This is a genomic window from Pseudomonas chlororaphis, assembly GCA_001023535.1.
In the GTDB taxonomy this organism is placed as follows: Bacteria; Pseudomonadota; Gammaproteobacteria; order Pseudomonadales; family Pseudomonadaceae; genus Aquipseudomonas; species Aquipseudomonas chlororaphis_E.
Map to the genome: position 1 here is coordinate 1,366,830 of CP011020.1, position 24,511 is coordinate 1,391,340.

The window sequence follows — 24,511 nt, forward strand, 5'->3', positions numbered from 1 at the left end:
CGTAGGGGATTGGGCTAACGCCCATCCCCTCGACGTCATGCCGCTTGAGTTCCAACCGCATAATGCCTGAATAATTTCCTGGCCCCATAGGCGGGCAACACATTAAAAAAGGCGAAAGCCACTTTTATAACTATCTGAACGTAAACGATGGCCAAAATATCTTCGTTCTTCATCGTGCCGTAGAATGCAATGAAGCAGAATATAAAGCTGTCTATGATCGCCGCAAAAAAAGTGCTGAAAAACACCCTAAAAAAAAGAAATCTTGATCGAGTCAGATTTTTGATTTTGCTTAGCAGATAGGAGTTGGCATATTCAGAAAAAAGAAACGAGACAGAAGATGCGATCAGCGCAGACGACACATGCGTAATCACCTCACCATAGGCTCCTTCTAACTTCCAGTCGGGCAATCCAGGTAGCCAACCGGTGATACTCAACAAAACCAGGATAAATGCATTATTGATAAAGGCAAAAAAAATTGCCTTACGCGCCAACCTGAGCCCAAATGACTCATTCAATACATCGACCACCAAAAAAGTCAGCGGGTAAAGAAATACTCCAGGTGTCACCACCACATCAAAACGCTCTATATAAACAAGCTTTGCTGCTGACACATTGGTAAAGACATAGAGCGCAAACAGCATCAGGTTCAGGGCGACGTAGGCTAACCAAGACCGCTCATGGCGATCCTTAATCTCATAAGCGGTTACAGCAGCCCCTCCAGAATAAAACTTTCTGTAGATGTCTTTTATCTCAGACTTGCTCAATTCATCAATCAAGTGGCTTCCCAAGAGCTCGTCGAGTTTTACCTTCACTACCCTCCCGGTAGTAATCACCATGATGACCGCCAAACCTTTACTGCTTTCATACCCTAAAAGCTTATACTTGGCACTTCCAGCATCCCCACCACTAACCATTGAATCTCTCCTCAATAACGGCTCCAATGACATAAAATCCATCTAACTCAAAACTCGGCTCGCTTACGATATTCAACTTTTTAGTCAGTTTATGGCAGACCAACTTTTCGCCCGCGCCATGAACACCCCCCTTGCTTATGATCAGCAGGTTCCCTGCCTCGTTTTTTCCGGCAATATCTGATTCCAAAAGGACGGCTATCAAATTGCGGGCTGAGCCAAAGTAATACGTTAAAGGGTGCGAAACAGCCAGCTCACCAATTCTTTTGTCAAGGTTCTGCAACAGCAAGCTCTCCCGGATCACTGGCACTGCTGCTGGATTCATGTTCCCGTGCAGAGAAATAGTGCTTTCAATAACCTCTCTAGCCTCGAAGTCAACAGTTTCTATTTCGTGATAAGAAACTCCAAAAAAATCAGATATTTTGCGAACAGTAGACTGTTGCACATTAACCACACGCCCTTCGAGAATGTTATAGATAGTCGTCCTAGTCAGACCGCTTGCATTGCACAGTGAGAGCTGCGTTTCGCCACGACTCTTTATAAGATATCTAATATTACTTTTTAACTTCTCTGTCCTGTCTTTTCTGTACATATAAACTTCACCATTTCCCTATAGCCGCAGAAATCTTCACTGGACTGGCTACGAGGCGATTTTCCAGGATCGGCATACTACACATCCAGCCCAAGAGAAAAAACCAGAATGTGAAATCCATCCCTCCACGCCACCCCACTTGTTTACTCCAATTAAACAATCAACAGAGCTTTCTTACACTGATTACGGAATGCACTTTCAGACATAAGGATGCAACGCCGCGATTAATCGCCACCCCAGCTCGACCGCCTAAATCAACACAGCTTCTAAGACCCACCAAAGAATCATTTTTTTACACTGATGTTAATTTTTTTGATTAATTACTTAAAATTTTCTGGTAATAAAATTCACACCGTCGGTTCATGCATGGATGCCAAAGATCTCGATTGAGTAGTGAGACTGACGTCTTCTTAACCTTGCAAGGAGCTGCTGTGATGAGAAAGGTCACCGCGACGGACCCCGAATCCCCGGAATCCATCAACACCATCAATATTTCCTCCACCCACAAAGGCCATGACACCCTCGCCAACGCACGCCTACATGATCAAGAGCGCCCCGATCCGGTGAACAACGTGTTCACCGTGATTGCGAACGTCGACACTGAATCCCTGCTCTGCCACGCCAGTGAAAATCTCGCCTCATTGAGCGTCATGGCCAGCGATCTTGCAGACCAATTGAACGGCCCCCGCCGTAACGTCGCCTTGGCTATGCAGCAACTCACCGTCCTGTGCGAGTTATTGGTGAATCGAGCACTCGATGATTTGGATCCTCCCCAGGAATTATCAGAAGCTTCTTTAGCCGGCCAACGCTAAGCCGTGCCATTTATCCAGGCCATGGAGGTTTGTTGTTATGGACAGGTACATCCCCATCACCGGCATCGATTGCACGTCCGCTTCGCTACTGATCGACACGCAGGCACCGCTGGACGTGTTGCATGAAACAGCGGCCGACCGGGTACGTGTGGCGACTCAGCTACTTGAAAGTCTGGCGTTTGAAGAGGGCCCCTACAGCGAATTGGCGCGCGTGCTGGTCGTTTCGCTACGCGAAGGCTGTGATTTACTGGACGTTGTTGGGCGACGATTGCAGACGCAGATGATGGAATAAAAAAGAAAGCGCGCCTTTGCAGACTGTGTGAAAACCTAGCAATCTGCCCGGTGCTCAAAAAAATGCTCCGTATCGAAAGATACGGAGCATTTTTCGTTATGGCCTACATCAAGGGACAGTCCCGCAGTCAGACGAGCCTGTTTCCGGTATCGCTGGAAGAGTTGATATCCGAGGATCACCTGGTTCACGTTATCGATGTCTACGTCGCCAAGCTGGATCTGGTGCGATTGGAATTTGATAAAGCGCTAGACGAACTGACGGTCACTGCCGATGCTAGGGCGACCGCATTTACCAGGCGAAAATGAGCGACTGCGCTGCACTGAGGCTAAGCGCCGATATGTCACACGTCATGCTCACGAAAAGGGCGTTTGCTTGGAACCACCGTCAGTGCGTTTTCACACAGTCTGTTTACGGAGCCGTTAGCACTCACCCTACGCAATAGAACCATCCCCACCACCGGTCAACAACGCCACGAACGCCCGCGCCATCGGCGAGCGCTGGTCCTTGCGTTGCACCAGCCACACCGCCGACACCGCCGCCGGATCGAGCAGCGGGCGGTAGACGACGCCGTCGATGCGCATGCGCTGGTAGGAGGCGGGCAAGACCGAAACACCCAGCCCCGCTGCCACCAGCCCGATGATGGTCATCGCCTCGCCGGCTTCCTGGGCGAAGTGCGGGCTGAAACCGGCGTCGCGGGCCAGGCTCAGCAATTGCGCGTAGAGACCGCTGCCGTAGCTGCGAGGAAAGAACACGAACGGCTCCTGGGCCAGCGCCGACAGGAACAGCCCGGCATCGCTGCCCTGGGCCAGCGGGTGCTTGGAGCTGAGCACGGCCACCAGCGGCTCGCGGCTGAGTTCGATCTCGCTCAGGGACTCGGGCAGCGGCAACGGTCGCATGATGCCCACCTCGATCTCCCCCTCCATCAAACCGTCGGCCACCTGGGTGCTGCTCATTTCCCGCAGGTTCAGGTGCACGGCGGGAAAGCGCTGGCGGAACGTGAACAGCGCCTGGGGGATCGTCGAGTTGAACGGCGCCGAGGAGGTGAAGCCGATCTTCAGTTCGCCCAGCTCGCCTAACTGCGCGCGACGGGCCACGTCGGCGGCCTTGTCGACCTGGGCCAGCACCCGCCGCGCCTCGTCGAGGAACAATCGGCCGGCCTCGCTCAACTCGACCCGGCGATTGGTGCGCTCGAACAAACGCGCACCGACTTCCTGCTCCAGCGCCTGGATCTGCTGGCTCAGGGGTGGTTGGGAGATGCCGAGGGCCAAGGCGGCACGGCCGAAATGCAGTTCTTCGGCCACGGCGATGAAGTAACGCAGGTGACGCAGTTCCATGGTCCACCTAACAAGTCGCAAAACGTCTTAAACAGGTCGAACAATATATTGGATAGAAACATTAGCCGGCTATATGCTTTTTTCACTGCCTGCCTGATCGTGCTCCTGCGAGGTCCACCGTGAAAACTGCTGTCGCGCCACTGGCCCATGAAATTCCCCCCCGCGTACAGGATGACGTCGTCACTGAACTGAAGGACATCTACATCGAGAAAGGCACGCCGATGTTCATGCGCACGGTGCTGGCGCTGTTTTGCGGCGGCTTCGCGACGTTCGCCCTGTTGTACTGCGTGCAGCCGATGATGCCGTTGTTGTCCAAGGAGTTTGCCGTCAACGCGGCGCAAAGCAGCCTGATCCTTTCGGTGGCGACCGGCCTGCTCGCCATCGGCCTGTTGATCACCGGCCCGATTTCCGACCGCATCGGCCGCAAGCCGGTGATGGTCGCCGCCCTGTTCGCCGCCGCCCTGTGCACCCTAGCCAGCGCCATGATGCCGACCTGGCACGGCGTCCTGCTGCTGCGTGCGCTGGTGGGGCTGTCGCTGAGCGGGCTGGCCGCGGTGACGATGACGTACCTGAGCGAAGAGATCCACCCCAAGCACATCGGCCTGGCGATGGGGCTGTACATCGCCGGCAATGCCATCGGTGGCATGAGCGGACGCTTGATCACCGGCGTGCTGATCGACTTCGTCAGTTGGCACACCGCGATGCTGGTGATTGGCGGCCTGGCCCTGATCGCCGCGGCGGTCTTCTGGCGGATCCTGCCGGAGTCGCGCAATTTCCGGCCCCGCTCGCTGCACCCGCGCAGCCTGCTCGACGGCTTTACCCAGCACTTTCGCGACGCTGGCCTGCCGCTGCTGTTCCTTGAAGCCTTCGTCCTGATGGGCGCCTTCGTGACCCTGTTCAACTACATCGGCTACCGCCTGCTGGCCGAGCCTTATCATCTGGACCAGGCCTTCGTCGGACTGCTGTCGGTGGTGTACCTGTCGGGTATCTACAGCTCGGCAAAAGTCGGCGCGCTGGCGGACAAGCTGGGGCGGCGCAAGATGCTCTGGGCAACCATCGCGCTGATGCTGGCCGGCCTCGCACTGACGATGGCCACGTCGCTGATGCTGGTGATCCCGGGCATGCTGGTGTTCACCTTCGGCTTCTTCGGCGCCCACTCGGTCGCCAGCAGTTGGATCGGCCGCCGCGCCCTCACCGCCAAGGGGCAGGCCTCCTCGCTTTACCTGTTCAGCTATTACGCCGGGTCGAGCGTGGCCGGCACGGCGGGCGGCGTGGCCTGGCACGTGGGGGGTTGGAACGGGGTCGGCCTGTTCATCGGCGCGTTGCTGGTGGTGGCCTTGTGGGTGGCGGTGAAGCTGGCGAAGTTGCCGGTGTTGCCAGGTAACCTGGCGGTTTAGACAGACACCGCCAGGATCGGCCCAGTCCCTGTGGCGAGGGGATTTATCCCCGTCAGGCTGCGAAGCGGCCTCGGTTTCTACGCCGCAGTGCAGTCCAATGGCGAGCGCTTCGCACTCGAACGGGGATAAATCCCCTCGCCACAGGCGCCTCTTTCCAACCAATCATTGTGCCAACACCACCCGCGCCTCCAACACCTTCCCCCGCACCTCCAGGGTCAGCGCGTGCAGCACCGCGCCGTCGCGTTCGTGGCGGTCCAGCCAGTGCAGCAATGGGTTGGCGTCACCGGTGACCATGAGTCGCAGCGCATCGCCATCGACCTCCATCTCGGCGATGTCTAGCCCTGCCGCCGTGGCGCTGTCATTGACGCGCACCGACAAGGGTCGGTCCGCGGTGTCCCGGGCCGGTGCCGCGCGCTGGATCCGCACGCTCAGTTCGGCCTGTTGGCGGTACTGCCGCTCGGCGACTTCAAGCCGTTGCGCCATGGGGCGCCCGATCGAGGTGTAGCCCACGGTCACCAGCACCAGCCCGGCCGTCCCCAGCAACAACCCTTGCTCACGGCGCGACACGCCTGCCCAGGCTTGTTTCAGCCTCTGTAGTGCCTTGACGTTCATCCACCGTTCTCCAGCGTCAGGATGGCCTGCACGCGATTGCCTTGTTTGCTCGCACTGCCCAGGATCAGGGGCAGACCGTTCTGTTGGCCGCGTTCGCGCAGTTGTTCCAGCTCGACAAAACTGTTGGCCGTCAGTTGGAGCTTCCAGCCCTCGCCTGCGCGAAAGTCGATGCGCTGCACCTCGACATGACTGGCGCCGACGACACGCTCCACCAGATGAACCAGGCGCGCCACCTGGGTGTCCTGGTCCTGTCCGCCGCGCCCCTGCATGGCCTGGAACTGCGCGGCCAGGTCGACGATGCGGCTTTGTCCGGGGTACAGCGCCCGGAACCGCTGCTCGCTCTGGCTGTACAGCCGTCGCGTTTCGCCTTCCAGAAAGCGCACGCGGGCTTCGCTGAACACCCAGCTCAGCACCAATACACCCAGCGCCGCGGCCATCGCACCGCGCCATGGCAAGCGCTGGCGGCGGCGCCGGAACTCGCCTTGCAACAAGTCAACGGGGTGTCCGCCCGCGCTCAGCAACCACTCATCGATGCCCGGACGGTCGCGGGCCTCGTCTAGCCAGTGGATGTCCTCGCCAAGACTCGGCTTGAGCACCGTCAGGGCCGGGCCCGACAATGCCACCCGTGCCGCCAGCGCGCCGCCCAGCAACCAGCGGCCAAACCAGCGCACGCCAAACGCCTGGTCACCGGCCAACAGGTCGGCATCGACGTGCACCGCCCGCACGGCGACGCCCTGTTCGTCGAGCAAGGCCAGTAACGCCCGGAACCGGTCCCGTTGCGTCACCAGCAGCGGGTAACGGTGCTGCCGGTCCCGGGCGCCGACGGCGATGTGCAGCACTTCCAGGTTTTCACTCAGTTGCTCTTCGATGGCGAATGCCAGCGCCTGGGGTCGCGGCGGGCGGCGAGAGGGCCAGGGGTCGCTGCGCACCCAACTGCACAGTTCCATCGGCAACAGCACGACGACCTCACGCCCGAGCAGTTCACGGGCCGCTTCGTGCAGGGGCAAGCAGCGTCGCCCGCCCGTCGGCGACCATATGCAGCAGGGCCAGTTGGCAGAGGGCGCGCCCAGGCCTTCGGCGGTCAGGTAAAGCCAGGTTTTCATCAGGGGAGCTCACCAGGGCTGAAGGGTAAGAAACGACGCTGGCGCACGGTCCAGCGTCCGGTCGTGGCATCACGCTCGAGGTCCGAAGCCAGGCGCAGACGGTTGCCGGCGCGGGTCACGCTCACGGTGATGCGGAACCAGCGACTGGTCACGCCCAGGCCATGGCTGCTGAGGCCCAGGCCGGTCACCAGCGGATCATTGGTAAACGCCTGCACACTGGCGTAGGGCGTTTGCCAGCGCCGCTGGGCCAACGCCCTGGCCGGCTCGCCCTCCATGCCGTCGAGGGTCATTAGCAACAGCGGCGGCGCGGTGTTGACGTTCAACCGGGCCTCCTTGGGCAGCAGCACCACCCAAGGCGCCAGGCGCCGCAGCATCGAGCCATCGATGCCAGGCAACAGGCGCAGTTGACTCAACTCGTGCACCACCCCGACCTGAGGCAACGACATCGATGGCAGATCCAGCAAGGCAAGCAATCGGCTCCATCGACCCAAGGTCACCTGGTCGACTTGCCCCTGGGCCAACAACGGGGTGAGGTTCAGCCGCGCAGACAAATCCTCGATCGCGACGTGGACCTGGGCGTCGTCCAGCGCCCAGGCCGGTTCGCGCCGCGCCCAGTCCTGGCTCAGGTCAACAACCCCGGACGGCGCGGCCACGCTCTCTTGCAGCACCGCTTGCGCCCAGGCTTCCCCGGCCAGCCCAAGCTGGCGCAGCTGGACCTGTTGCAGCGGCTGGGCGCTGCTGTGCAACAACAGGCGATGGCTATGCAACATGCCACCGATCACCAGCAACGCCAGGCTCAGCACCAGCAGCACGCTGATCAGCGCTACCCCTCGCTGTCGACTCACGGCAACGCTCCCGGCAACAGCAGCACCCGACGGACCTGTTCGAAACGCCCGGTCGACACCACCAGTTCCAGTGCCAGCGGCGCGACCTCACGCACGGTTTCGCTGCGCCAGCCGCGCTGCGGATCGAACACCCGCCAGCTCAGGCCGCGCACCTCGTCGAGCAATTTCTGCTGCTGCACAACGGTGCTGCCTTCTGCGCGACTGTCGCGCCACAGCACGCGGTCTTCGAGTCGATAAGCCACCGCCTGCCGCTCGCTGCGCGGCAGATCCTGTGGGTTGCGCCAATGGCTGCGCTGCAATTGCAGGCCCGTCGGCGCGAGCACGACCGAGCCAAGGACGGCCTGCCAGGCATCGCGCTCGATCACCCCCACGGCCCGTTGCAAGGCGCGGATGTCTCGCTCGTGATGACCGGCGCCTTGCTGGGCTCGCACGACGCCGTCGAACAGCCGCCAACTGGCCAGGCCGAGCAAGGCGAAAATGGCAATGGCGATGACCAGTTCCAACAAGGTGAAACCCGACTGTCTATTCATCACGCTGGCGGATCCACCCCAGGGTGCGGTGCACAACCGCCGGACTGCCGGCTCGGCTGACCTGGATCTCGACCTGGAGCAGGCGCGGATCATGGGCCGCGGCGATACGCTGTTGCAGCGTCCAGTCGCGACGCCCCAGGCGCAGGTCCAGCCGTTGCTGCCCAGGCGCCGGGGTCGGGTGCAGGCGCAGCTCGCTCAACTGATTGTCCGCCAGCCACGCGCCGAACAGCCGCTCCTCCAGCCCGGCGCCCTGCTTGAGCACGAACTGGCTGGCCGAAAGCACCGCTGCCGACACCATGGCAAAAATCGCCAAGGCGATCATGACTTCCAGCAGGGTGAAGCCGCGGCTATCGACCGCCAGCCTGCTCGCCTTACTCATCGATCGAGGGCTCCGACAGGCCATCGCTCGACACCGCGGACAAGCGCTGGCCGGCGACCTGGACAGACAGGCGAAACGGGCTGATTTCATCGCTGCTGAGCATCAGCAACTGCGGCGCGCCCGACGTGTCATCGAGGACCACGGCGTGGCCGTCCTGCTCCAGGCCAAGGGACAGTGGCTGCGGCAAGCGTTGCAAGGTCGCCACCGCGGTCCAGCCCTGGGCGTCGAGGCGCAGCGCCTGATAACCGTGCTTGTGGATGCGCAGTCCATATTCCTCGCTCTCCAGCACCGCCCGCTCGCGCAACTGCTGCACCACCCGGATGAACGCCCCGGCTTGCTGCCGCGCTTCCCTGGCCGGGTTCGGGCCCACGGCGAGGCTGACCATGCCGGCCGCGATCGCGATCAGGACGACGACCACCATCAGTTCCAGCAGGGTAAAACCCCGGTAACGGGCGCGCATGTTCATTCGGTCCAGTTGCCGATGTCGGCCGCCAGCCCATCGCCACCCGGTGCGCCATCGGCGCCCAGCGAATACAGGTCATAGCTGCCGTCCAACGACCTGAGGCCCGGACTGAGGTACTGGTAAGGCGTGCCCCACGGATCGATCGGCAGGCTCTTCAGATACCCCTGGGGGTTCCAGTTCCGCGGCGCGGGCGTGCCTCCCGGACGCTTGCTCAGCGCTTCGAGGCCCTGTTGGGTCGAGGGGTACTGGAAGTTGTCGAGCCGGTACATTTCCAGCGCCGTGGCGATGGCCTGGATGTCGGTCCGCGCCGCCGTGGCCTTGGCCTGGTCGGGGCGGCTCATGAACTGCGGCACCACGATGGCGCCGAGCACGCCGATGATGACCACCACCACCATGATTTCAATCAGGGTGAAGCCACGTTGAAGAGGTACCGCTCGGTTGTCTGGAGAGTGCATGGGTCAATTCACCAATTGGTTGAGGCTCAAGATAGGCAGGAGGATGGCCATGACGATCAGCAGCACGACGCCGCCCATCAACACCAACATGGCCGGTTCGAAAAGGCTCACCACCAGGGCAATCCGCGCCGCGAGGCTGGCTTCCTGTTGCTCGGCGGCGCGGGCCAGCATGCTGTCGAGCTCACCGGCCCGCTCGCCGCTGGCGATCATGTGCAGCATCAGCGGCGGGATATCGCCGCCGCGTTCCAGGCCGCGGGTCAGCGTCCCACCCTCGCGGACCGAGCGGGCGACGTCGGCAATGCGCGCGCGAATCGTCAGGTTGCCGATGACCTGCGCGGCAATGTGCAAGGCGTCAACCAGGGGCACCGCGCTCTTACTGAGGATCGCCAGGGTGCTGGCGAACCGCGCCGCTTCCATCGCCCGCAACACCTCGCCCAACAACGGCAGCCGCAACAGCAACCGATGCCAGCGCAGGCGCCACGCCGGTTGACGCAAGCTCCAGCGCCACACCGCCACGAGCCCGAGCAACGCCGCGAACAGCCACAGGCCGTGGCGGCGCAAGCCATCGCTCACGGCGATCAGCGCCTGGGTCAGCCAGGGCAGCGGCTGGCCGCTGTCGATGAAGATCTTCACCACGTCCGGCACCACGTAGCCCAGCAGGAAGGCGACGATCGCGACGCAGGCCAGCAGCAGGATCAGCGGGTACACCAACGCCAGTTGAATGCGCTGGCGCGACGCCTGGCGCGCCTGGGTGTAGCTCGCCAGTTGCTCCAGCACCTGGCCGAGATGACCGGACTGCTCGCCCGCCGCCACCGTGGCGCAGAACAGCTCGGGAAACGCCTGGGGAAACGCCCGCAGGGCCGTCGCCAGCGCATGCCCTTCCATCACCCGGCCACGCACCGCCGACAGCAGTTGGACAACACGACGTTTCTGGTTCTGTTGCGCCACCGCCGCCAGCGATTCTTCAAGGGGCAGGCCGGCCTGAATCAAGGTGGACAGTTGCAATGTCAGCAAGGCCAGCTCGGCCGGGCTCAAGCGCGATCCGGCATAACGGCTGCGCAAGGTTCGCCGTTCCCCGCCTTCGTGCAGTTCCCAGGGCAGCAAGCCGCGTTCGCGCAACAACTGCCGGGCCTGACGGGCGCTGTCAGCCTCCACTCGGCCCTTGCAGCGTCGGCCCTGGGCATCTTCGGCCCGATAATCGAAGGTCGGCATCGGGCTAATCCTCCTGGGTGACGCGCAACAGTTCATCGACGCTGGTCAGGCCTTCCAGGACCCGTTGGCGGCCGTCCTGGAACAAGCTGCGGGAGGTCTTGCGCGCCTCGCTCGCCAGCGCTTGCTCGGTGGCGCCCTGATGAATCAGTTGCGAAAACGGGCTGCTCACCGTCACCAGCTCATAGATACCGAAACGGCCGCGATAGCCTTTCTGGCATTGCTCGCAGCCCCGGGCCTTGAACAGCCGGGGCGCGGCCGTTGCAGCCAGCCCCAGGCGCTGGCAGGTGGCGGCATCGGCCACGTAGGGCACCTTGCAGGACGGGCATAACCTGCGCAGCAAGCGCTGGGCGACGATGCCGGCCAGGGACGATGCCAGCAGGTAGGCGTCCACCCCCATGTCCACCAGCCGCGTGACCGCACCGACGGCGGTATTGGTGTGCAGCGTGGAGAGCACCAGGTGCCCGGTCAGGGACGCCTGGACGGCAATTTCGGCGGTCTCGCGGTCGCGTATTTCGCCAACCATCACCACGTCCGGGTCCTGGCGCAGGATCGCCCGCAAGCCACGGGCGAAGGTCATGTCGACCTTCGGGTTGACCGGCATCTGGCCGATGCCCGGCAGGTGATATTCGATCGGGTCTTCGACGGTGAGGATATTGCGGCTCTGGTCGTTGAGGCTGCTCAACGCGGCGTACAGGCTGGTGGTTTTCCCCGACCCGGTGGGGCCGGTGACCAACACGATGCCATGGGGCTTGCCGAGCAATTGCCGCAGGCTCGCCAGGGTGTCGTCGGGCAGGCCCAGGCGCAGCACGTCCAGGCGTCCGGCCTGCTTGTCGAGCAGGCGCAGCACCACGCGCTCGCCGTGGGCCGAGGGCAGGGTCGAGACCCGCACATCGACTTCGTGCCCGGCCAGGCGCAAGGCGATGCGTCCGTCCTGGGGCACGCGTTTCTCGGCGATGTCCAACCGGGCCATGACCTTGATTCGCGACACCAGCAGGCTCGCCAGCTCCCGGCGCGGGCGCAGCATTTCCTGCAACTGACCGTCGATGCGCATGCGCACCGACAGGTATTGCTCGAACGTCTCCAGGTGCACGTCCGAGGCGTGCTCGCGAACCGCCTCGCTGAGCAAGGCGTTGATCAGCCGAATGATCGGCGCATCACCCTGTTGCTCCAGCAGGTCGGTGGTCTGTGGCACCTGGTCGGCCAGGCTGAGCAGGTCCAGTTCTTCGTCCAGGCCTTGGGCAACCTGCTCGGCGGCGCTCTGGCCCTGGCGGTAGACACTGGCCAGGCGCACCGCGAACAGTGCCGGCTCAAGCACCTGGATCGGCAATTCCCGACCACACAGGCGTCGCACTTCGGCAATCGCGGTCAGCGCCGCATCGCGGCGCATCACCAGGCTCAAGGTCGGCCCCGCGCCTTCCAGCAGCACGCCGAAGCGCCTGGCAAAACCAAAGGGCAACACGGCCTGCGGGTCACTCACAAGTCACCCGCCTGCGCGGTGCCCGCGGACGTCTCCGACGCCTCGAACAACTGGCGCGCGTCCCGGGGCAGCAACAGCGAATTGTTCTGCCGCGAGCCGGGCTTGCTCAGCTCACGCAACGCGTCGTAGCGCTGCCGGCTGACATCGGCCAGGTCTTCGTTGTTACGCACGATGGTGGGACGCAGGAAGACCATCAGGTTGCTTTTGGTCTGGGTGTCGCGGGTCCAGCGAAACAGCGCGCCCAGGTACGGAATGCTGCGCAGCAACGGCACGCCGCTTTCCTCGGTACGTACGCTGTCGCGGATCAGCCCGCCAATGACGATGATCTCGCCGTCGTCCGCCAGGATCGTGCTCTTCAAGGCGCGCTTGTTGGTGATCAGGTCGGATGAGTCCACGCCGGTGACCGAGGGGGCGATGTCCGAGACTTCCTGCTGGACCTCCAGGCGCAGGGTGGAACCTTCGTTGATGTACGGCTTGACCTTGAGGCTGATGCCGACGTCCTTGCGCTCCACGGTGGTGAACGGGTTGTCGGCGCCGTTGCCGCTAGTAGCGTAGGAACCCGTCTTGAAGGGGACGTTCTGGCCGACGATGATTTCCGCCTCCTGGTTATCCAGGGTCAACAGGCTGGGCGTGGACAGCAGGTTGCTGTGGGTATTGCTCGCCAATGCCGAGACCAGTGCACCGAAGCGATCACTCCCCAACTGCAGGACCGCGCCTTCTGGCGCGCTTTTCAGTGCATCGGCATCCAGCCCGCCGAAGATCGGCACCTTGGTGCCGGGAAAATTGATGAAGCCTGTGGCACTGCCGCTCTTGAGGCCCCATTGCACCCCCAGGGCCTCGGCGATGTCCCCGGTGATCTCGACGATGGCCGCGTGGATGAGCACCTGGGCGCGCGGTTGATCCAGTTCCCGGACGATGTTTTCCACCGTGCGCACCTGGGCCGGCTCGGCGAGCAGCACCAAGGCGTTCTGGCTTTCGTCGGCCTTGATCATGAAGCCACCATTGGCGGCGTTTTCCCGCTGGCCGGCCAGAGCGGGCGTGTTTTTCCGGTCCTGGCCGACCGCTTCCAGCACCTGGGCCAGTTGCTTGGCATCGCTGTGGCGCAGGCGGATGACCCGCGCGTTGCCCTGGGAGGCGGCCGCTGGCACGTCGAGGGTCCGGGCCAGGTCCGCCAGGCGCTGGCGCACCGCCGGCGCGCCGATGATCACCAGGCGATTGCTGCGCGCGTCGGCAATCACCAGGCCCGCCGTGTCGCCGTCGCGCTTGCCGGTGGCGGCTTCCATTACCGGCGCGATGTCCACGGCCTGGGCATGGCGCAGGGGCAGCACCACGTGATTGCGGTTACGCCCGGCGTCCAACTGCGCCACGACCCCGGCAATGCGCTGGACGTTGGCGGCGGTGTCGGTGACCACCAGCGCGTTGGAGGAAACCGAAGGCCCGACGTAGCCATTGACCGACACCAGCGGACGGACCAACCCGGCGACATCGGCGGCAATGCTCGAATGCAAGTCCAGGACCCGGGTCACGAATTGCGATGGCGTGGCGCTGTTGGCGTCGCTGGCGCCGGCCCGGGTCTTGGCCTCGGCGACCGGGGTGATCAGGATCCGTTCACCTTCATCGATCACCGTGAAGTTGTGTGCATCGAGCACCGAATAGAACAACCGGCGCACGCCTTCGCGGTCCAGTGCCTGGCGCGACATGACGGTAATGCGCCCGGACACTCTGGGATCAAGCACCACGGTCTTGCCCAGGATTGCCGAGATTTCCTCGACCACGTCACGCAATTCGGCATTGTTCATCGCCAGTTGCCAATGGGTTTCCTCGGCCCGCAATGAGCCGGCAAAGGCCAGCGGGCCGCACACGGCAAGGCAGAACAGGACGCGCGATACGGGGCCCCGGATAAAACTGTTCATCAATTCGATCACTCTGTTTGCCCGGCGACCGGGCGTAGGTATTGCGAGGAAGGCAGCGTGGCCTGGCGCGGCGGTTCGGCAGCCACCTGGCGCAACAGCGGCGGGGTCGCCGGTTGCAGGGCCAGGCGTTCTTCGCGCCCGTTGCGCCACAACATCACGTGGCCGGGTTCGACCCGGCGCAACACGCTGCCACCGGGCAAGCGTTCGCCCACCTGGTAGATGCGCGGCCCCGCCGCATCCGCCAGCAACGCCCGCGACAGGCCCTGGTCGACCACGAAGCTGGCCTGCAACGTCATCGGTTCCGCGCTGGCTGCGTGGGCACCTTCGGGGGCCAGGCCAAGCACGGTCGCCACCGCCTGCACGTTGGGCAAGCCGCGAGTGGCCGTGGCCGGCGCGGCAGCCACCACCGGCATATCCCGACCCAGCGCCTGGCGAAAACGCCACTCACGTTCCACCAGCCAACCTGCGTACAGCAGCGGCACGAGCACCAGCAAGGCCGTCGCTGAACGGCTGCCGGCCCAACGGGCAAGGCTCACCGCGGCGACCGCTGCACGGGCGCGTCCGGCTGCCGTGCAAAGGACATGCGCCGCACCACCCGACGCCCGGAAAATTCATGCCAGGCCACGGCGCAAAGATGCAGCACGATGAGCAGCGACAACACCGCGCAGGACACGACATGGGCCGCGTTCGCCCAGTCGATCAGCGCCGGATCGTCCAGCGGCTGAGGGAGCTGGAAAAGCCCGAACACACTGATGGCGCTTTTCATCATCAGTACCCCGGTCACCAGCACGACGCCGATGACCAGGTAGATCGAGGCATGCACCGCGAGGGCGAGCCGGTGGATCACCGAAGGCGTCGGTTCCCGGGTTTGCAGCGCGCCGACAAACAGCCAGAGGCGCCAGGCAAACAACGGGATGAACAACGTAGTCAGCGACACATTCAGCGAGCCGACCCAATGTTCGGTGGCCGCCGACACCGGGTAATACGCCACGTAAAAGCCCGACACCAACGCCCATAAAATGATGACCGCGGACAGCCAGTGCAGCAGCACCCGCCGCGCACAGTAATGAGAGGAATGCATCATCGCGTTCTCGCTTGAAGGCCCCAGGCAGCCCATCCGGATTGCCTGGGGCCATGCCTGTCGGGACTTACAGCTTGTCCCAGGCGCTTTGCCAGGAAGCGCCGACACCCGGCTCGAAACCGTTGGCCGTCGGCGTGTACTGCTTGCAGTAGCCGGAGGCCGGGAACGGCTTGCATTCGAAGACTTCATCGGTTTTCGGCTGCAGCACTTTCGTGCCGGCGGCGTAGTCACTGAGGCCTTCCGGGAAGACGAAGTCGTACTCGATGCCCGCGCCTTCACCGCCGAGGGTGACAGGCTGGGTCTGCTGGCGAGTGGTCCGGCCGTCTTCGGTGGTGCCCACCAGCGTCAGGGTGTGGGCGCCCGGCGCGCTGCGCACGTCGATACGCAGCTCGGTGTTGCCTTCGCCAACGGTCTGGCTCACGACACCGACCTGCTTGTTGTTCTCGTCGAACAACGTGGCTTCGACGTTCATCCTGCGGTTGGTCTGCGCAGCGAACGTCATGCCGACCCGCCCTTTGTCGAGGACGTACTCCGGCTGCAAGCCCGCGATGGCCATGCTCGCGCTGGCGTCTTCCTTCATGTCCAGTTGCACTTCATAACGGCTCACGCCGCTTTCTTTCTGGGCGTACAGCTTGTTGGTGCCCTGGACTGGCGTGATGTTGCCGTCCTCATCGCGGATACCGGCACGAATCTGGGCATGGGCCTGGTTGATGGCTTCGGCCAGTTTGAACGACCAGTTCTCAGGCTTGCCTTCTTCAGCGTTGTCGATGCTGATCTCGACGCTGTACTGCGGGTTTTCGCCTGTCGCGGAAAAGGCTCGGGCCTTGACCTTGTCACCCGCCAGCAGCGAGGTCGACGGCGCGATGCTGCCCACCGGCGACCAGCCGCCCGGCAATGCCGCTTCGGCGAGGATGTTCACATCCGCCGGGTTGTAGAACGCGTTGTCGGTATCGCCCACCGTCCACACCGCGAGGATGACGTGATGCCCCGACTTGCTGTCGGGAATCACGCAGTGGTGCTTGGTGCCACTCACTGGAACCTGATGAGCGCCATCGACCGTGCAGAACGGAGCGCTGTCGAACGACGCACGCTTGAGCGGCTCGTTCGGGTTCCAGCCGTCGCGAGTGATGAAATATTCGTGTTTGGTCGCCGGGTGCGGGGCGGAGTATTGCCATTGGAAGTCGATCTCCCGATCCCTGATTTCGGTCAGTTGCCAGCGAGAAGCAGACTGCGCATCCAGGGCGGAAAACAGCGAATTGCCGCCGCTGGCGATCTTGCCGTCGATGGGGCCTTGCAGCGGACCACCGCCTGCGCCATTCGGGAAACCCTTGAACGTCTCACCGGTGCTGTGAGGTTCGTATTGCGCGCCACCACAATGATTGTTTTCACCTTTCTGGCACAAAAATGCACGCGAAGGCGGTACTTCAAGAAAACCGTGGGCAAGTACGCCCTGGGACGCGGCCAGTGCCGACAATAGAACCAATGACGACGCACACCCCGTTAATGTGCTGCGCGTTTTGAAATTGTTTTTCATATAAGTTCCAGACTAGTCATCGAGATTTAAAGACGTATAACCGTCATCTTGAAAGGCACGCCGGATCGTTTGGCGCCGCACCTCGCAAGCGCCGAAACCTTATAGAAAATCGAAACCTCGCTATGTAGGGCAAATCTCCCAAGGGGGAAGGAATGATCTCTGAATCGATTTCCCCTTACATGACAAAAGAAATCTCTTACCCATAGAAACAGCCACCCAACATAAACAAACAGAAACATCAGACGTGAATGAGTTTGATGTTGAGTGGATAAACAACGGGCAATAAAAAGCCTGTCCGGCACGGGTCCGGACAGGCTGGGGTCAACGTTGCAACTGTTACGGGTGGTATTGCGCCGACAACTCGTGCACCGCCCTCAGGAAGGCACCGGCGTGTTCCGGATCGACTTCCGGGGTGATGCCATGGCCGAGGTTGAACACGTGGCCACTGCCGCTGCCGTAGCTGGCGAGGATACGTGCGACTTCGGCACGGATGGCCTCGGGCTTGGCATACAGCACGGTCGGGTCCATGTTGCCTTGCAGGGCGACCTTGTGACCGACGCGCTCACGGGCGTTGCCGATGTCGCAGGTCCAGTCCAGGCCAAGGGCATCGGCGCCAACATCGGCGATGCTTTCCAGCCACAGGCCGCCGTTCTTGGTAAACAGGATCACCGGGACCTTGCGGCCCTCGTGCTCGCGGATCAGGCCGCTGACGATCTTGCGCATGTAGGCCAGGGAGAACTCCTGGTAAGCCGCCGCCGACAGGTTGCCGCCCCAGGTGTCGAAGATCTGCACCGCTTGCGCACCGGCCAGGATCTGGCCATTGAGGTAGGACGTCACCGACTGCGCCAGTTTATCCAGCAGCAGGTGCATGGCTTGCGGGTTGTCGTAGAGCATGGCCTTGGTCTTGCGGAAGTCCTTCGACGAACCGCCTTCGACCATGTAGGTGGCCAGGGTCCACGGGCTGCCGGAGAAACCGATCAGCGGCACACGGCCGTTGAGTTCACGGCGAATGGTGCTGACCGCGTCCATGACGTAGCCCAGGTCTTTCTGCGGGTCGGGAATCGGCAGCGCTTCGATGTCGGCCAGGGTGCTGACGACTTTCTTGAAGCGCGGGCCTTCGCCGGTCTCGAAGTACAGGCCCTGGCCCATGGCATCGGGAATGGTGAGGATGTCGGAGAACAGGATCGCCGCGTCCAGCTGCGGGTAACGGTCCAGCGGTTGCAACGTGACTTCGCAGGCGAACTGCGGGTTCATGCACAGGCTCATGAAGTCGCCGGCCTTGGCGCGACTGGCGCGGTACTCCGGCAGGTAGCGACCCGCCTGGCGCATCATCCACACCGGGGTGACGTCTACGGGTTGCTTGAGCAGGGCGCGAAGGAAACGGTCGTTCTTCAGGGCAGTCATGTCGGCATCCGGAAAAAAAGTGCGGGCATTTTCTCAGAGCGCGACGCAAAAGGCACGGATGCAGGTCAGCCTTTTGTCTATCGGGTCAATTTGTCGCGCTGCAAATGCGCTGATAGCAACACTGAGAAACGACTGTGGGAGCGAGCTTGCTCGCGAAAGGGCCGGCACATCCAACATTGCTGTTGTCTGATAGTCCGCTTTCGCGAGCAAGCTCGCTCCCACAGGGTTATTGCGTTTGGCTCAGGATCCCGGCTTAGACGCCCAGGTAATCCAGGATCCCTTCAGCCGCATTACGGCCTTCGAAGATCGCCGTCACCACCAGGTCGGAACCACGGACCATGTCGCCACCGGCGAAGATCTTCGGGTTGCTGGTCTGGTGCTTGTACTGGCCTTGCTCCGGCGCCACGACCCGGCCCTGGCTGTCGGTCTGGATGCTGAACTGCTCGAACCACGGCGCCGGGCTCGGACGGAAGCCGAAGGCGATGACCACGGCGTCGGCCGGGATGATTTCTTCGGATCCGGGGATCGGCTCGGGGCTGCGGCGACCGCGGGCGTCGGGTTCGCCGAGACGGGTCTCGACCACCTTCACGCCTTCGACCTTGTCTTCGCCGACAATCGCAATCGGCTGGCGGTTATAGAGGAATTTCACGCCTTCTTCCTTGGCGTTCTTCACCTCTTTGCGCGAGCCGGGCATGTTGGCCTCGTCACGACGGTAGGCGCAGGTCACCGACTTGGCGCCTTGACGAATCGACGTGCGGTTACAGTCCATCGCCGTGTCGCCGCCACCCAGTACCACGACCTTCTTGCCCTTCATGTCGACGAAGTCTTCCGGCGACTTTTCAAAGCCCAGGTTGCGGTTGACGTTGGCGATCAGGAAATCCAGCGCGTCGTACACGCCCGGCAGGTCCTCGCCGGCAAAGCCGCCCTTCATGTAGGTGTAGGTGCCCATGCCCATGAAGACCGCATCGTACTCGGCCAGCAGTTGCTCCATGGTCACGTCCTTGCCCACCTCGGTGTTCAGGCGGAACTCGATGCCCATGCCGGTGAAGACTTCGCGACGATTGCTCAGCACGGTCTTTTCCAGCTTGAACTCGGGAATGCCGAAGGTCAGCAGGCCGCCGATTTCCGGGTTCTTGTCGAACACCACGGGGGTCACCCCGCCGCGCACCAGCACGTCGGCACAGCCCAGGCCCGCCGGGCCCGCGCCGATGATGGCCACGCGCTTGCCGGTTGGCTTGACCTTGGACATGTCCGGGCGCCAGCCCATGGCGAACGCAGTGTCGGTGATGTACTTCTCCACCGAACCGATGGTCACCGCGCCAAACCCGTCGTTCAGGGTGCAGGCCCCCTCGCACAGGCGGTCCTGCGGGCACACCCGGCCGCAGACCTCCGGCAGGGTGTTGGTCTGGTGCGACAGCTCGGCGGCCTGGAGGATGTTGCCCTCGGCCACCAGCTTCAGCCAGTTGGGAATGAAGTTGTGCACCGGGCACTTCCATTCGCAGTACGGGTTACCGCAACCCAGGCAGCGGTGGGCCTGGTCGGCCGACTGCTGGGGTTTGAAAGGCTCGTAGATTTCCACGAACTCTTTCTTGCGTTGACGCAACAGTTTCTTCTTCGGATCCTTGCGCCCGACATCGATGAACTGGAAGTCGTTATTCAGACGTTCAGCCATTGTTAAAACCTCATCAAACTCTTCAGGCGCATATCACTGCGGGTTGGCACGGGTGCTGGAAAGCAACGACTTCAGGTTGGCAGCCTTCGGCTTGACCAGCCAGAAGCGGCGCACGTAGTCATCGAGGTTCTCGGCGAGTTCACGACCCCACTCGCTGTCGGTTTCCTCGACGTACTCGTCCAGTACGCGTTGCAGGTGGCTGCGGTAGGCTTCCATCGCCTCGCCGCTGATCCGCTGGATTTCCACCAGTTCGTGGTTGACCCGGTCAACGAAGGTGTTGTCCTGGTCGAGCACGTAGGCGAAACCACCGGTCATGCCAGAGCCGAAGTTGTAACCAGTCTTGCCCAGTACGCAGACGAAACCGCCGGTCATGTACTCGCAGCAGTGATCCCCGGTGCCCTCCACCACGGTGTGGGCACCGGAGTTACGCACGGCGAAGCGCTCGCCCGCGGTGCCGGCGGCGAACAGCTTGCCGCCCGTGGCGCCGTACAGGCAGGTGTTGCCGATGATGGCACTGTCCTGGGTCCGGTAGACGCTGCCCTTGGGCGGAACGATGACCAGCTTGCCGCCGGTCATGCCCTTGCCCACGTAGTCGTTGGCGTCGCCTTCGAGGTACATGTTCAGGCCGCCGGCGTTCCAGACGCCGAAACTCTGGCCGGCGGTGCCCTTGAAGCGGAAGGTCACCGGTGCCTTGGCCATGCCCTGGTTGCCGTGCTTGCGGGCAATTTCGCCGGAGATCCGCGCGCCGATGGAACGGTCGCAGTTGCAGATATCCAAGGCGAATTCGGCACCGCTCAGGTCGTTGATCGCCGAAGCGGCCATCTCGACCATTTTCTCGGCCAACTCACCCTTGTCGAACGGCGGGTTGCGATCGACCTGGCAGAACTGAGGCTTGTCCGCCGGGATGAGGTCGCTGCCCAGCAACGGGCTCAGGTCCAGGTGATGCTGCTTGGCGGTCTGGCCTTCGATCACTTCCAGCAGGTCGGTACGACCGATCAGTTCCTCAAGCGAGCGCACGCCCAGCTTCGCCAGCCACTCACGGGTTTCTTCGGCCACGTAGGTGAAGAAGTTCACCACCATGTCGACGGTGCCGATGTAGTGGTCCTTGCGCAGCTTGTCGTTCTGGGTCGCCACGCCGGTGGCGCAGTTGTTCAGGTGGCAGATGCGCAGGTATTTGCAACCCAGGGCGATCATCGGCGCGGTGCCGAAGCCGAAGCTCTCGGCGCCGAGGATCGCGGCCTTGATCACGTCCAGGCCGGTTTTCAGGCCGCCATCGGTCTGCACCCGGACCTTGCCGCGCAAGTCGTTGCCGCGCAGGGTCTGGTGAGTTTCGGCCAGGCCCAGCTCCCATGGCGCGCCAGCGTACTTGATCGAGGTCAGCGGCGATGCGCCGGTGCCGCCATCGTAGCCGGAGATGGTGATCAGGTCGGCATAGGCCTTGGCCACGCCAGCGGCGATGGTGCCCACGCCGGCTTCCGCCACCAGTTTCACCGAAACCAGCGCCTGCGGGTTCACCTGCTTGAGGTCGAAGATCAGTTGCGACAGGTCTTCGATCGAGTAGATGTCGTGGTGCGGTGGCGGCGAGATCAGGGTCACGCCAGGCACCGCGTAGCGCAGCTTGGCGATCAGGCCGTTGACCTTGCCGCCGGGCAGCTGGCCGCCTTCGCCGGGCTTGGCGCCCTGGGCCACCTTGATCTGCAGCACTTCGGCGTTGACCAGGTATTCGGGTGTCACACCGAAACGGCCGGTGGCGACCTGCTTGATTTTCGAACTCTTAAGGGTGCCGTAGCGCGCCGGGTCTTCGCCGCCTTCGCCGGAGTTGGAACGCGCACCGAGGCGGTTCATGGCTTCAGCCAGGGCTTCGTGCGCTTCCGGAGACAGGGCGCCCAGGGAAATACCGGCGGAGTCGAAGCGCTTGAGCACCGATTCCAGTGGCTCCACTTCGCTGACGTCCAGCGGCGCCTCGAGCGTCTTGACCTTGAGCAGGTCGCGGATCATCGACACCGGACGGTTGTCCACCAGCGCGGTGTATTCCTTGAACTTGCTGTAGTCGCCCTGTTGCACGGCCGCTTGCAAGGTGTTAACCACGTCCGGGTTGTAGGCGTGGTATTCGCCGCCGTGGACGAACTTCAGCAGGCCGCCCTGCTGGATCGGCTTGCGCGGGCTCCAGGCTTCGGCCGCAAGGGCTTTCTGTTCGGCCTCGATGTCGACGAAGCGTGCGCCCTTGATGCGGCTTGGTACGCCACGGAAGCTCAGTTCGCAGACTTCTTCGGACAGGCCGATGGCTTCGAACAATTGCGCGCCACGGTACGACGCGATGGTCGAGATGCCCATCTTCGAGAGGATCTTGAGCAGGCCCTTGGTGATGCCGCGGCGGTAGTTCTTGAACACCTCGTAGAGGTCGCCCAGTACTTCACCGGTCCGGATCAGGTCGCCCAGCACTTCGTAGGCCAGGAACGGGTACACCGCCGAGGCACCGAAGCCGATCAGCACCGCGAAGTGATGCGGGTCGCGGGCGGTGGCGGTTTCCACCAGGATGTTGGAGTCGCAGCGCAGGCCTTTTTCGGTCAGGCGATGGTGCACCGCGCCGGTCGCCAGCGAGGCGTGGATCGGCAATTTGCCCGGAGCGATGTGACGGTCGCTCAGCACGATCTGGGTGCGCCCGGCACGCGCGGCTTCTTCAGCCTGGTCGGCCACATTGCGGATCGCCGCTTCGAGGCCGATGCTTTCGTCGTAGTTCAGGTCGATGACCTGACGCTCGAAGCCCGGACGGTCGAGGTTGGTCAGCGAGCGCCATTTGGCCGGGGAAATGACCGGCGAGCTGAGGATCACGCGCGATGCGTGCTCCGGCGATTCCTGGAAGATGTTGCGCTCGGCGCCCAGGCAGATTTCCAACGACATCACGATCGCTTCACGCAGCGGGTCGATCGGCGGGTTGGTGACCTGGGCGAACTGCTGGCGGAAATAGTCGTACGGCGTCCGCACGCGCTGCGACAGCACGGCCATCGGCGTGTCGTCACCCATGGAACCGACCGCTTCATAGCCTTGCTCGCCCAGCGGACGCAGCACCTGGTCACGCTCTTCGAACGTCACCTGGTACATCTTCATGTATTGCTTGAGCTGGTCGACGTCGTAGAACGCCGAACCATGGTCGTTGTCTTCCATGGTCGCCTGGATGCGCAGGGCATTCTTGCGCAGCCATTGCTTGTACGGATGACGGGACTTGAGCCGGTTGTCGATGGCGTCGGTGTCGAGGATCTGGCCGGTCTCGGTGTCCACGGCGAAGATCTGGCCCGGGCCCACGCGGCCCTTGGCGATAACGTCCGCCGGCTGGTAGTTCCAGACGCCGATTTCCGATGCCAGGGTGATGAAACCGTTGGTGGTGGTGACCCAGCGCGCCGGGCGCAGGCCGTTACGGTCCAACAGGCACACGGCGTAGCGACCGTCGGTCATGACGATCCCGGCCGGGCCGTCCCACGGTTCCATGTGCATGGAGTTGTATTCGTAGAAGGCCCGCAGGTCCGGGTCCATGGTCTCGACGTTCTGCCACGCCGGCGGCACCAGCATGCGCACGCCGCGGAACAGGTCGATGCCACCGGTCACCATCAGCTCCAGCATGTTGTCCATGCTGGAGGAGTCGGAACCGACGCGGTTGACCAGCGGGCCGAGCTCTTCGAGGTCCGGCATCAGGTCGTTGGCGAACTTGGTGCGACGGGCCAGGGCCCAGTTGCGGTTGCCGGTGATGGTGTTGATCTCGCCGTTGTGGGCGAGGAAGCGGAATGGCTGGGCCAGCGGCCATTTCGGCAAGGTGTTGGTGGAGAAGCGCTGGTGGAACACGCAGATCGCGGTTTTCAGGCGCTCGTCGCTCAGGTCCGGATAGAAGGCGGTAAGGTCCGCCGGCATCATCAGGCCTTTGTAGATGATGGTCTTGTGGGAAAAGCTACAGATGTAGTGATCGGTGTCGGCGGCATTGGCCACGGACGAACGACGACGGGAGCTGAACAGCTTGATCGACATTTCCTGGTCGCTCAGGCCATCGCCGGCGATGAACACTTGTTCGATCTGCGGCAGGCGCTCCAGGGCCAGGCGGCCGAGGACGCTGGTGTCGATCGGCACTTTGCGCCAGCCAACCAGTTGCAGGCCGGCGGCCAGGATCTCGCGGTTCATGTTCTCGCGAGCAGCCTGTGCCTTCACCGGGTCCTGGTTGAAGAACACCATGCCCACGGCGTATTGCTTGGGCAGGGTCACGCCAAACGTTTCCTGGGCAATGGCACGCAGGAACTCATCAGGCTTTTGAATCAGCAAGCCGCAACCGTCACCGGTCTTGCCGTCGGCGTTGATCCCACCGCGGTGGGTCATGCAGGTCAGGGCCTCAATGGCCGTTTGCAAAAGGGTATGGCTGGGCTCGCCCTGCATATGGGCTATCAGGCCGAAACCACAGTTATCCTTGAATTCATCTGGTTGGTACAGACCTGCTTTCATAGACACTTTCT

The 24,511-nt window shown here is 62.6% G+C and carries 23 protein-coding genes; 4 read left to right on the plus strand and 19 right to left on the minus strand.

Features of this window, described 5'->3' with window-relative positions:
• Positions 1-35: 35 nt before the first annotated feature.
• Together VM99_05865 and VM99_05870 are read right to left on the minus strand one after the other, a co-directional pair.
• Positions 36-914 carry a membrane protein gene (locus VM99_05865; GenBank protein AKJ97606.1) on the minus strand — a complete coding sequence of 293 codons (879 nt, stop codon included), beginning with the start codon at positions 912-914 and terminating at the stop codon, positions 36-38.
• Positions 907-1,503: a DNA-binding protein gene (locus tag VM99_05870; protein ID AKJ97607.1), complete on the minus strand. Its 597-nt coding sequence runs from the start codon at positions 1,501-1,503 to the stop codon at positions 907-909. The genes VM99_05865 and VM99_05870 overlap by 8 nt, the downstream gene beginning before the upstream one ends.
• 434 nt (positions 1,504-1,937) lie before the next feature.
• Here VM99_05870 and VM99_05875 point away from each other — a divergent pair, with 434 nt between their 5' ends.
• The 3 genes from VM99_05875 to VM99_05885 all read left to right on the plus strand — a co-directional run bounded on the left by VM99_05875 (position 1,938) and on the right by VM99_05885 (position 2,912).
• Positions 1,938-2,315 carry a hypothetical protein gene (locus tag VM99_05875; protein AKJ97608.1) on the plus strand — a complete coding sequence of 126 codons (378 nt, stop codon included), beginning with the start codon at positions 1,938-1,940 and terminating at the stop codon, positions 2,313-2,315.
• 37 nt (positions 2,316-2,352) lie between these two features.
• A complete protein-coding gene (locus VM99_05880; protein AKJ97609.1) occupies positions 2,353-2,607 on the plus strand; it encodes a hypothetical protein in 255 nt (84 codons plus the stop codon).
• Between the two features lie 98 nt (positions 2,608-2,705).
• On the plus strand, positions 2,706-2,912 hold the full coding sequence (locus VM99_05885; protein ID AKJ97610.1) for a hypothetical protein: 207 nt from the start codon (positions 2,706-2,708) through the stop codon (positions 2,910-2,912).
• A 126-nt stretch (positions 2,913-3,038) separates the two neighbouring features.
• Here the strand turns inward: VM99_05885 and VM99_05890 are convergent, their stop codons facing one another.
• Entirely contained in the window at positions 3,039-3,941 is a 903-nt protein-coding gene (locus tag VM99_05890; protein AKJ97611.1) for a LysR family transcriptional regulator, read from the minus strand.
• A 119-nt stretch (positions 3,942-4,060) separates the two neighbouring features.
• Between VM99_05890 and VM99_05895 the strand changes: the two genes are divergently transcribed.
• A complete protein-coding gene (locus VM99_05895) occupies positions 4,061-5,338 on the plus strand; it encodes a membrane protein (GenBank protein ID AKJ97612.1) in 1,278 nt (425 codons plus the stop codon).
• A 162-nt stretch (positions 5,339-5,500) separates the two neighbouring features.
• Here VM99_05895 and VM99_05900 read toward each other — a convergent pair whose 3' ends face one another.
• From VM99_05900 to gltB, 16 genes are all read right to left on the minus strand, one after another.
• The gene (locus VM99_05900) at positions 5,501-5,950 is read right to left on the minus strand and encodes a type II secretory protein PulM (protein ID AKJ97613.1); all 450 of its coding nucleotides are present in this window, start codon (positions 5,948-5,950) and stop codon (positions 5,501-5,503) included.
• Positions 5,947-7,053 (minus strand): type II secretory protein pull, encoded by a 1,107-nt coding sequence (locus VM99_05905; GenBank protein ID AKJ97614.1) that lies wholly within the window; start codon positions 7,051-7,053, stop codon positions 5,947-5,949. The genes VM99_05900 and VM99_05905 overlap by 4 nt, the downstream gene beginning before the upstream one ends.
• Positions 7,053-7,898, minus strand: a complete 846-nt coding sequence (locus VM99_05910; protein AKJ97615.1) for a type II secretory protein PulK — start codon at positions 7,896-7,898, stop codon at positions 7,053-7,055. Before VM99_05910 ends, VM99_05905 begins: the two co-directional genes overlap by 1 nt.
• Complete coding sequence (locus VM99_05915) at positions 7,895-8,428, minus strand: N-terminal cleavage protein (GenBank protein ID AKJ97616.1); 534 nt, start codon at positions 8,426-8,428, stop codon at positions 7,895-7,897. Before VM99_05915 ends, VM99_05910 begins: the two co-directional genes overlap by 4 nt.
• Positions 8,421-8,807, minus strand: a complete 387-nt coding sequence (locus VM99_05920; protein ID AKJ97617.1) for a general secretion pathway protein GspI — start codon at positions 8,805-8,807, stop codon at positions 8,421-8,423. Before VM99_05920 ends, VM99_05915 begins: the two co-directional genes overlap by 8 nt.
• The gene (locus VM99_05925; protein ID AKJ97618.1) at positions 8,800-9,267 is read right to left on the minus strand and encodes a general secretion pathway protein GspH; all 468 of its coding nucleotides are present in this window, start codon (positions 9,265-9,267) and stop codon (positions 8,800-8,802) included. Before VM99_05925 ends, VM99_05920 begins: the two co-directional genes overlap by 8 nt.
• Before the next feature lie 2 nt (positions 9,268-9,269).
• Positions 9,270-9,725 carry a secretion system protein G gene (locus VM99_05930; GenBank protein AKJ97619.1) on the minus strand — a complete coding sequence of 152 codons (456 nt, stop codon included), beginning with the start codon at positions 9,723-9,725 and terminating at the stop codon, positions 9,270-9,272.
• A gap of 3 nt (positions 9,726-9,728) precedes the next feature.
• Entirely contained in the window at positions 9,729-10,937 is a 1,209-nt protein-coding gene (locus VM99_05935; protein AKJ97620.1) for a general secretion pathway protein GspF, read from the minus strand.
• A gap of 4 nt (positions 10,938-10,941) precedes the next feature.
• Positions 10,942-12,414, minus strand: coding sequence for a general secretion pathway protein GspE (locus VM99_05940; protein ID AKJ97621.1), 1,473 nt, complete (start codon positions 12,412-12,414; stop codon positions 10,942-10,944).
• The gene (locus VM99_05945; GenBank protein AKK01701.1) at positions 12,411-14,327 is read right to left on the minus strand and encodes a general secretion pathway protein GspD; all 1,917 of its coding nucleotides are present in this window, start codon (positions 14,325-14,327) and stop codon (positions 12,411-12,413) included. Before VM99_05945 ends, VM99_05940 begins: the two co-directional genes overlap by 4 nt.
• A gap of 8 nt (positions 14,328-14,335) precedes the next feature.
• Positions 14,336-14,863, minus strand: coding sequence for a hypothetical protein (locus tag VM99_05950; GenBank protein AKJ97622.1), 528 nt, complete (start codon positions 14,861-14,863; stop codon positions 14,336-14,338).
• On the minus strand, positions 14,860-15,408 hold the full coding sequence (locus VM99_05955; protein ID AKK01702.1) for a cytochrome B561: 549 nt from the start codon (positions 15,406-15,408) through the stop codon (positions 14,860-14,862). The genes VM99_05950 and VM99_05955 overlap by 4 nt, the downstream gene beginning before the upstream one ends.
• A gap of 67 nt (positions 15,409-15,475) precedes the next feature.
• A complete protein-coding gene (locus tag VM99_05960) occupies positions 15,476-16,942 on the minus strand; it encodes a multidrug transporter (GenBank protein ID AKJ97623.1) in 1,467 nt (488 codons plus the stop codon).
• Positions 16,943-17,278: 336 nt separating this feature from the next.
• Positions 17,279-18,346: a uroporphyrinogen decarboxylase gene (hemE, locus tag VM99_05965; GenBank protein AKJ97624.1), complete on the minus strand. Its 1,068-nt coding sequence runs from the start codon at positions 18,344-18,346 to the stop codon at positions 17,279-17,281.
• 253 nt (positions 18,347-18,599) lie between these two features.
• The gene (locus VM99_05970) at positions 18,600-20,018 is read right to left on the minus strand and encodes a glutamate synthase (protein ID AKJ97625.1); all 1,419 of its coding nucleotides are present in this window, start codon (positions 20,016-20,018) and stop codon (positions 18,600-18,602) included.
• 33 nt (positions 20,019-20,051) lie between these two features.
• Positions 20,052-24,500, minus strand: coding sequence for a glutamate synthase (gene gltB / locus VM99_05975; protein ID AKJ97626.1), 4,449 nt, complete (start codon positions 24,498-24,500; stop codon positions 20,052-20,054).
• Positions 24,501-24,511: the final 11 nt, after the last annotated feature.

Bases quoted from the DNA above. Each gene is read 5' to 3' on its own strand.
- VM99_05865 (AKJ97606.1), bottom strand. From the start codon at position 914: ATGGTTAGTGGTGGGGATGCTGGAAGTGCCAAGTATAAGCTTTTAGGG.
- VM99_05870 (AKJ97607.1), bottom strand. From the start codon at position 1,503: ATGTACAGAAAAGACAGGACAGAGAAGTTAAAAAGTAATATTAGATAT.
- VM99_05875 (AKJ97608.1), top strand. From the start codon at position 1,938: ATGAGAAAGGTCACCGCGACGGACCCCGAATCCCCGGAATCCATCAAC.
- VM99_05880 (AKJ97609.1), top strand. From the start codon at position 2,353: ATGGACAGGTACATCCCCATCACCGGCATCGATTGCACGTCCGCTTCG.
- VM99_05885 (AKJ97610.1), top strand. From the start codon at position 2,706: ATGGCCTACATCAAGGGACAGTCCCGCAGTCAGACGAGCCTGTTTCCG.
- VM99_05890 (AKJ97611.1), bottom strand. From the start codon at position 3,941: ATGGAACTGCGTCACCTGCGTTACTTCATCGCCGTGGCCGAAGAACTG.
- VM99_05900 (AKJ97613.1), bottom strand. From the start codon at position 5,950: ATGAACGTCAAGGCACTACAGAGGCTGAAACAAGCCTGGGCAGGCGTG.
- VM99_05905 (AKJ97614.1), bottom strand. From the start codon at position 7,053: ATGAAAACCTGGCTTTACCTGACCGCCGAAGGCCTGGGCGCGCCCTCT.
- VM99_05915 (AKJ97616.1), bottom strand. From the start codon at position 8,428: ATGAATAGACAGTCGGGTTTCACCTTGTTGGAACTGGTCATCGCCATT.
- VM99_05920 (AKJ97617.1), bottom strand. From the start codon at position 8,807: ATGAGTAAGGCGAGCAGGCTGGCGGTCGATAGCCGCGGCTTCACCCTG.
- VM99_05925 (AKJ97618.1), bottom strand. From the start codon at position 9,267: ATGCGCGCCCGTTACCGGGGTTTTACCCTGCTGGAACTGATGGTGGTC.
- VM99_05930 (AKJ97619.1), bottom strand. From the start codon at position 9,725: ATGCACTCTCCAGACAACCGAGCGGTACCTCTTCAACGTGGCTTCACC.
- VM99_05935 (AKJ97620.1), bottom strand. From the start codon at position 10,937: ATGCCGACCTTCGATTATCGGGCCGAAGATGCCCAGGGCCGACGCTGC.
- VM99_05945 (AKK01701.1), bottom strand. From the start codon at position 14,327: ATGAACAGTTTTATCCGGGGCCCCGTATCGCGCGTCCTGTTCTGCCTT.
- VM99_05955 (AKK01702.1), bottom strand. From the start codon at position 15,408: ATGCATTCCTCTCATTACTGTGCGCGGCGGGTGCTGCTGCACTGGCTG.
- VM99_05960 (AKJ97623.1), bottom strand. From the start codon at position 16,942: ATGAAAAACAATTTCAAAACGCGCAGCACATTAACGGGGTGTGCGTCG.
- hemE (AKJ97624.1), bottom strand. From the start codon at position 18,346: ATGACTGCCCTGAAGAACGACCGTTTCCTTCGCGCCCTGCTCAAGCAA.
- VM99_05970 (AKJ97625.1), bottom strand. From the start codon at position 20,018: ATGGCTGAACGTCTGAATAACGACTTCCAGTTCATCGATGTCGGGCGC.
- gltB (AKJ97626.1), bottom strand. From the start codon at position 24,500: ATGAAAGCAGGTCTGTACCAACCAGATGAATTCAAGGATAACTGTGGT.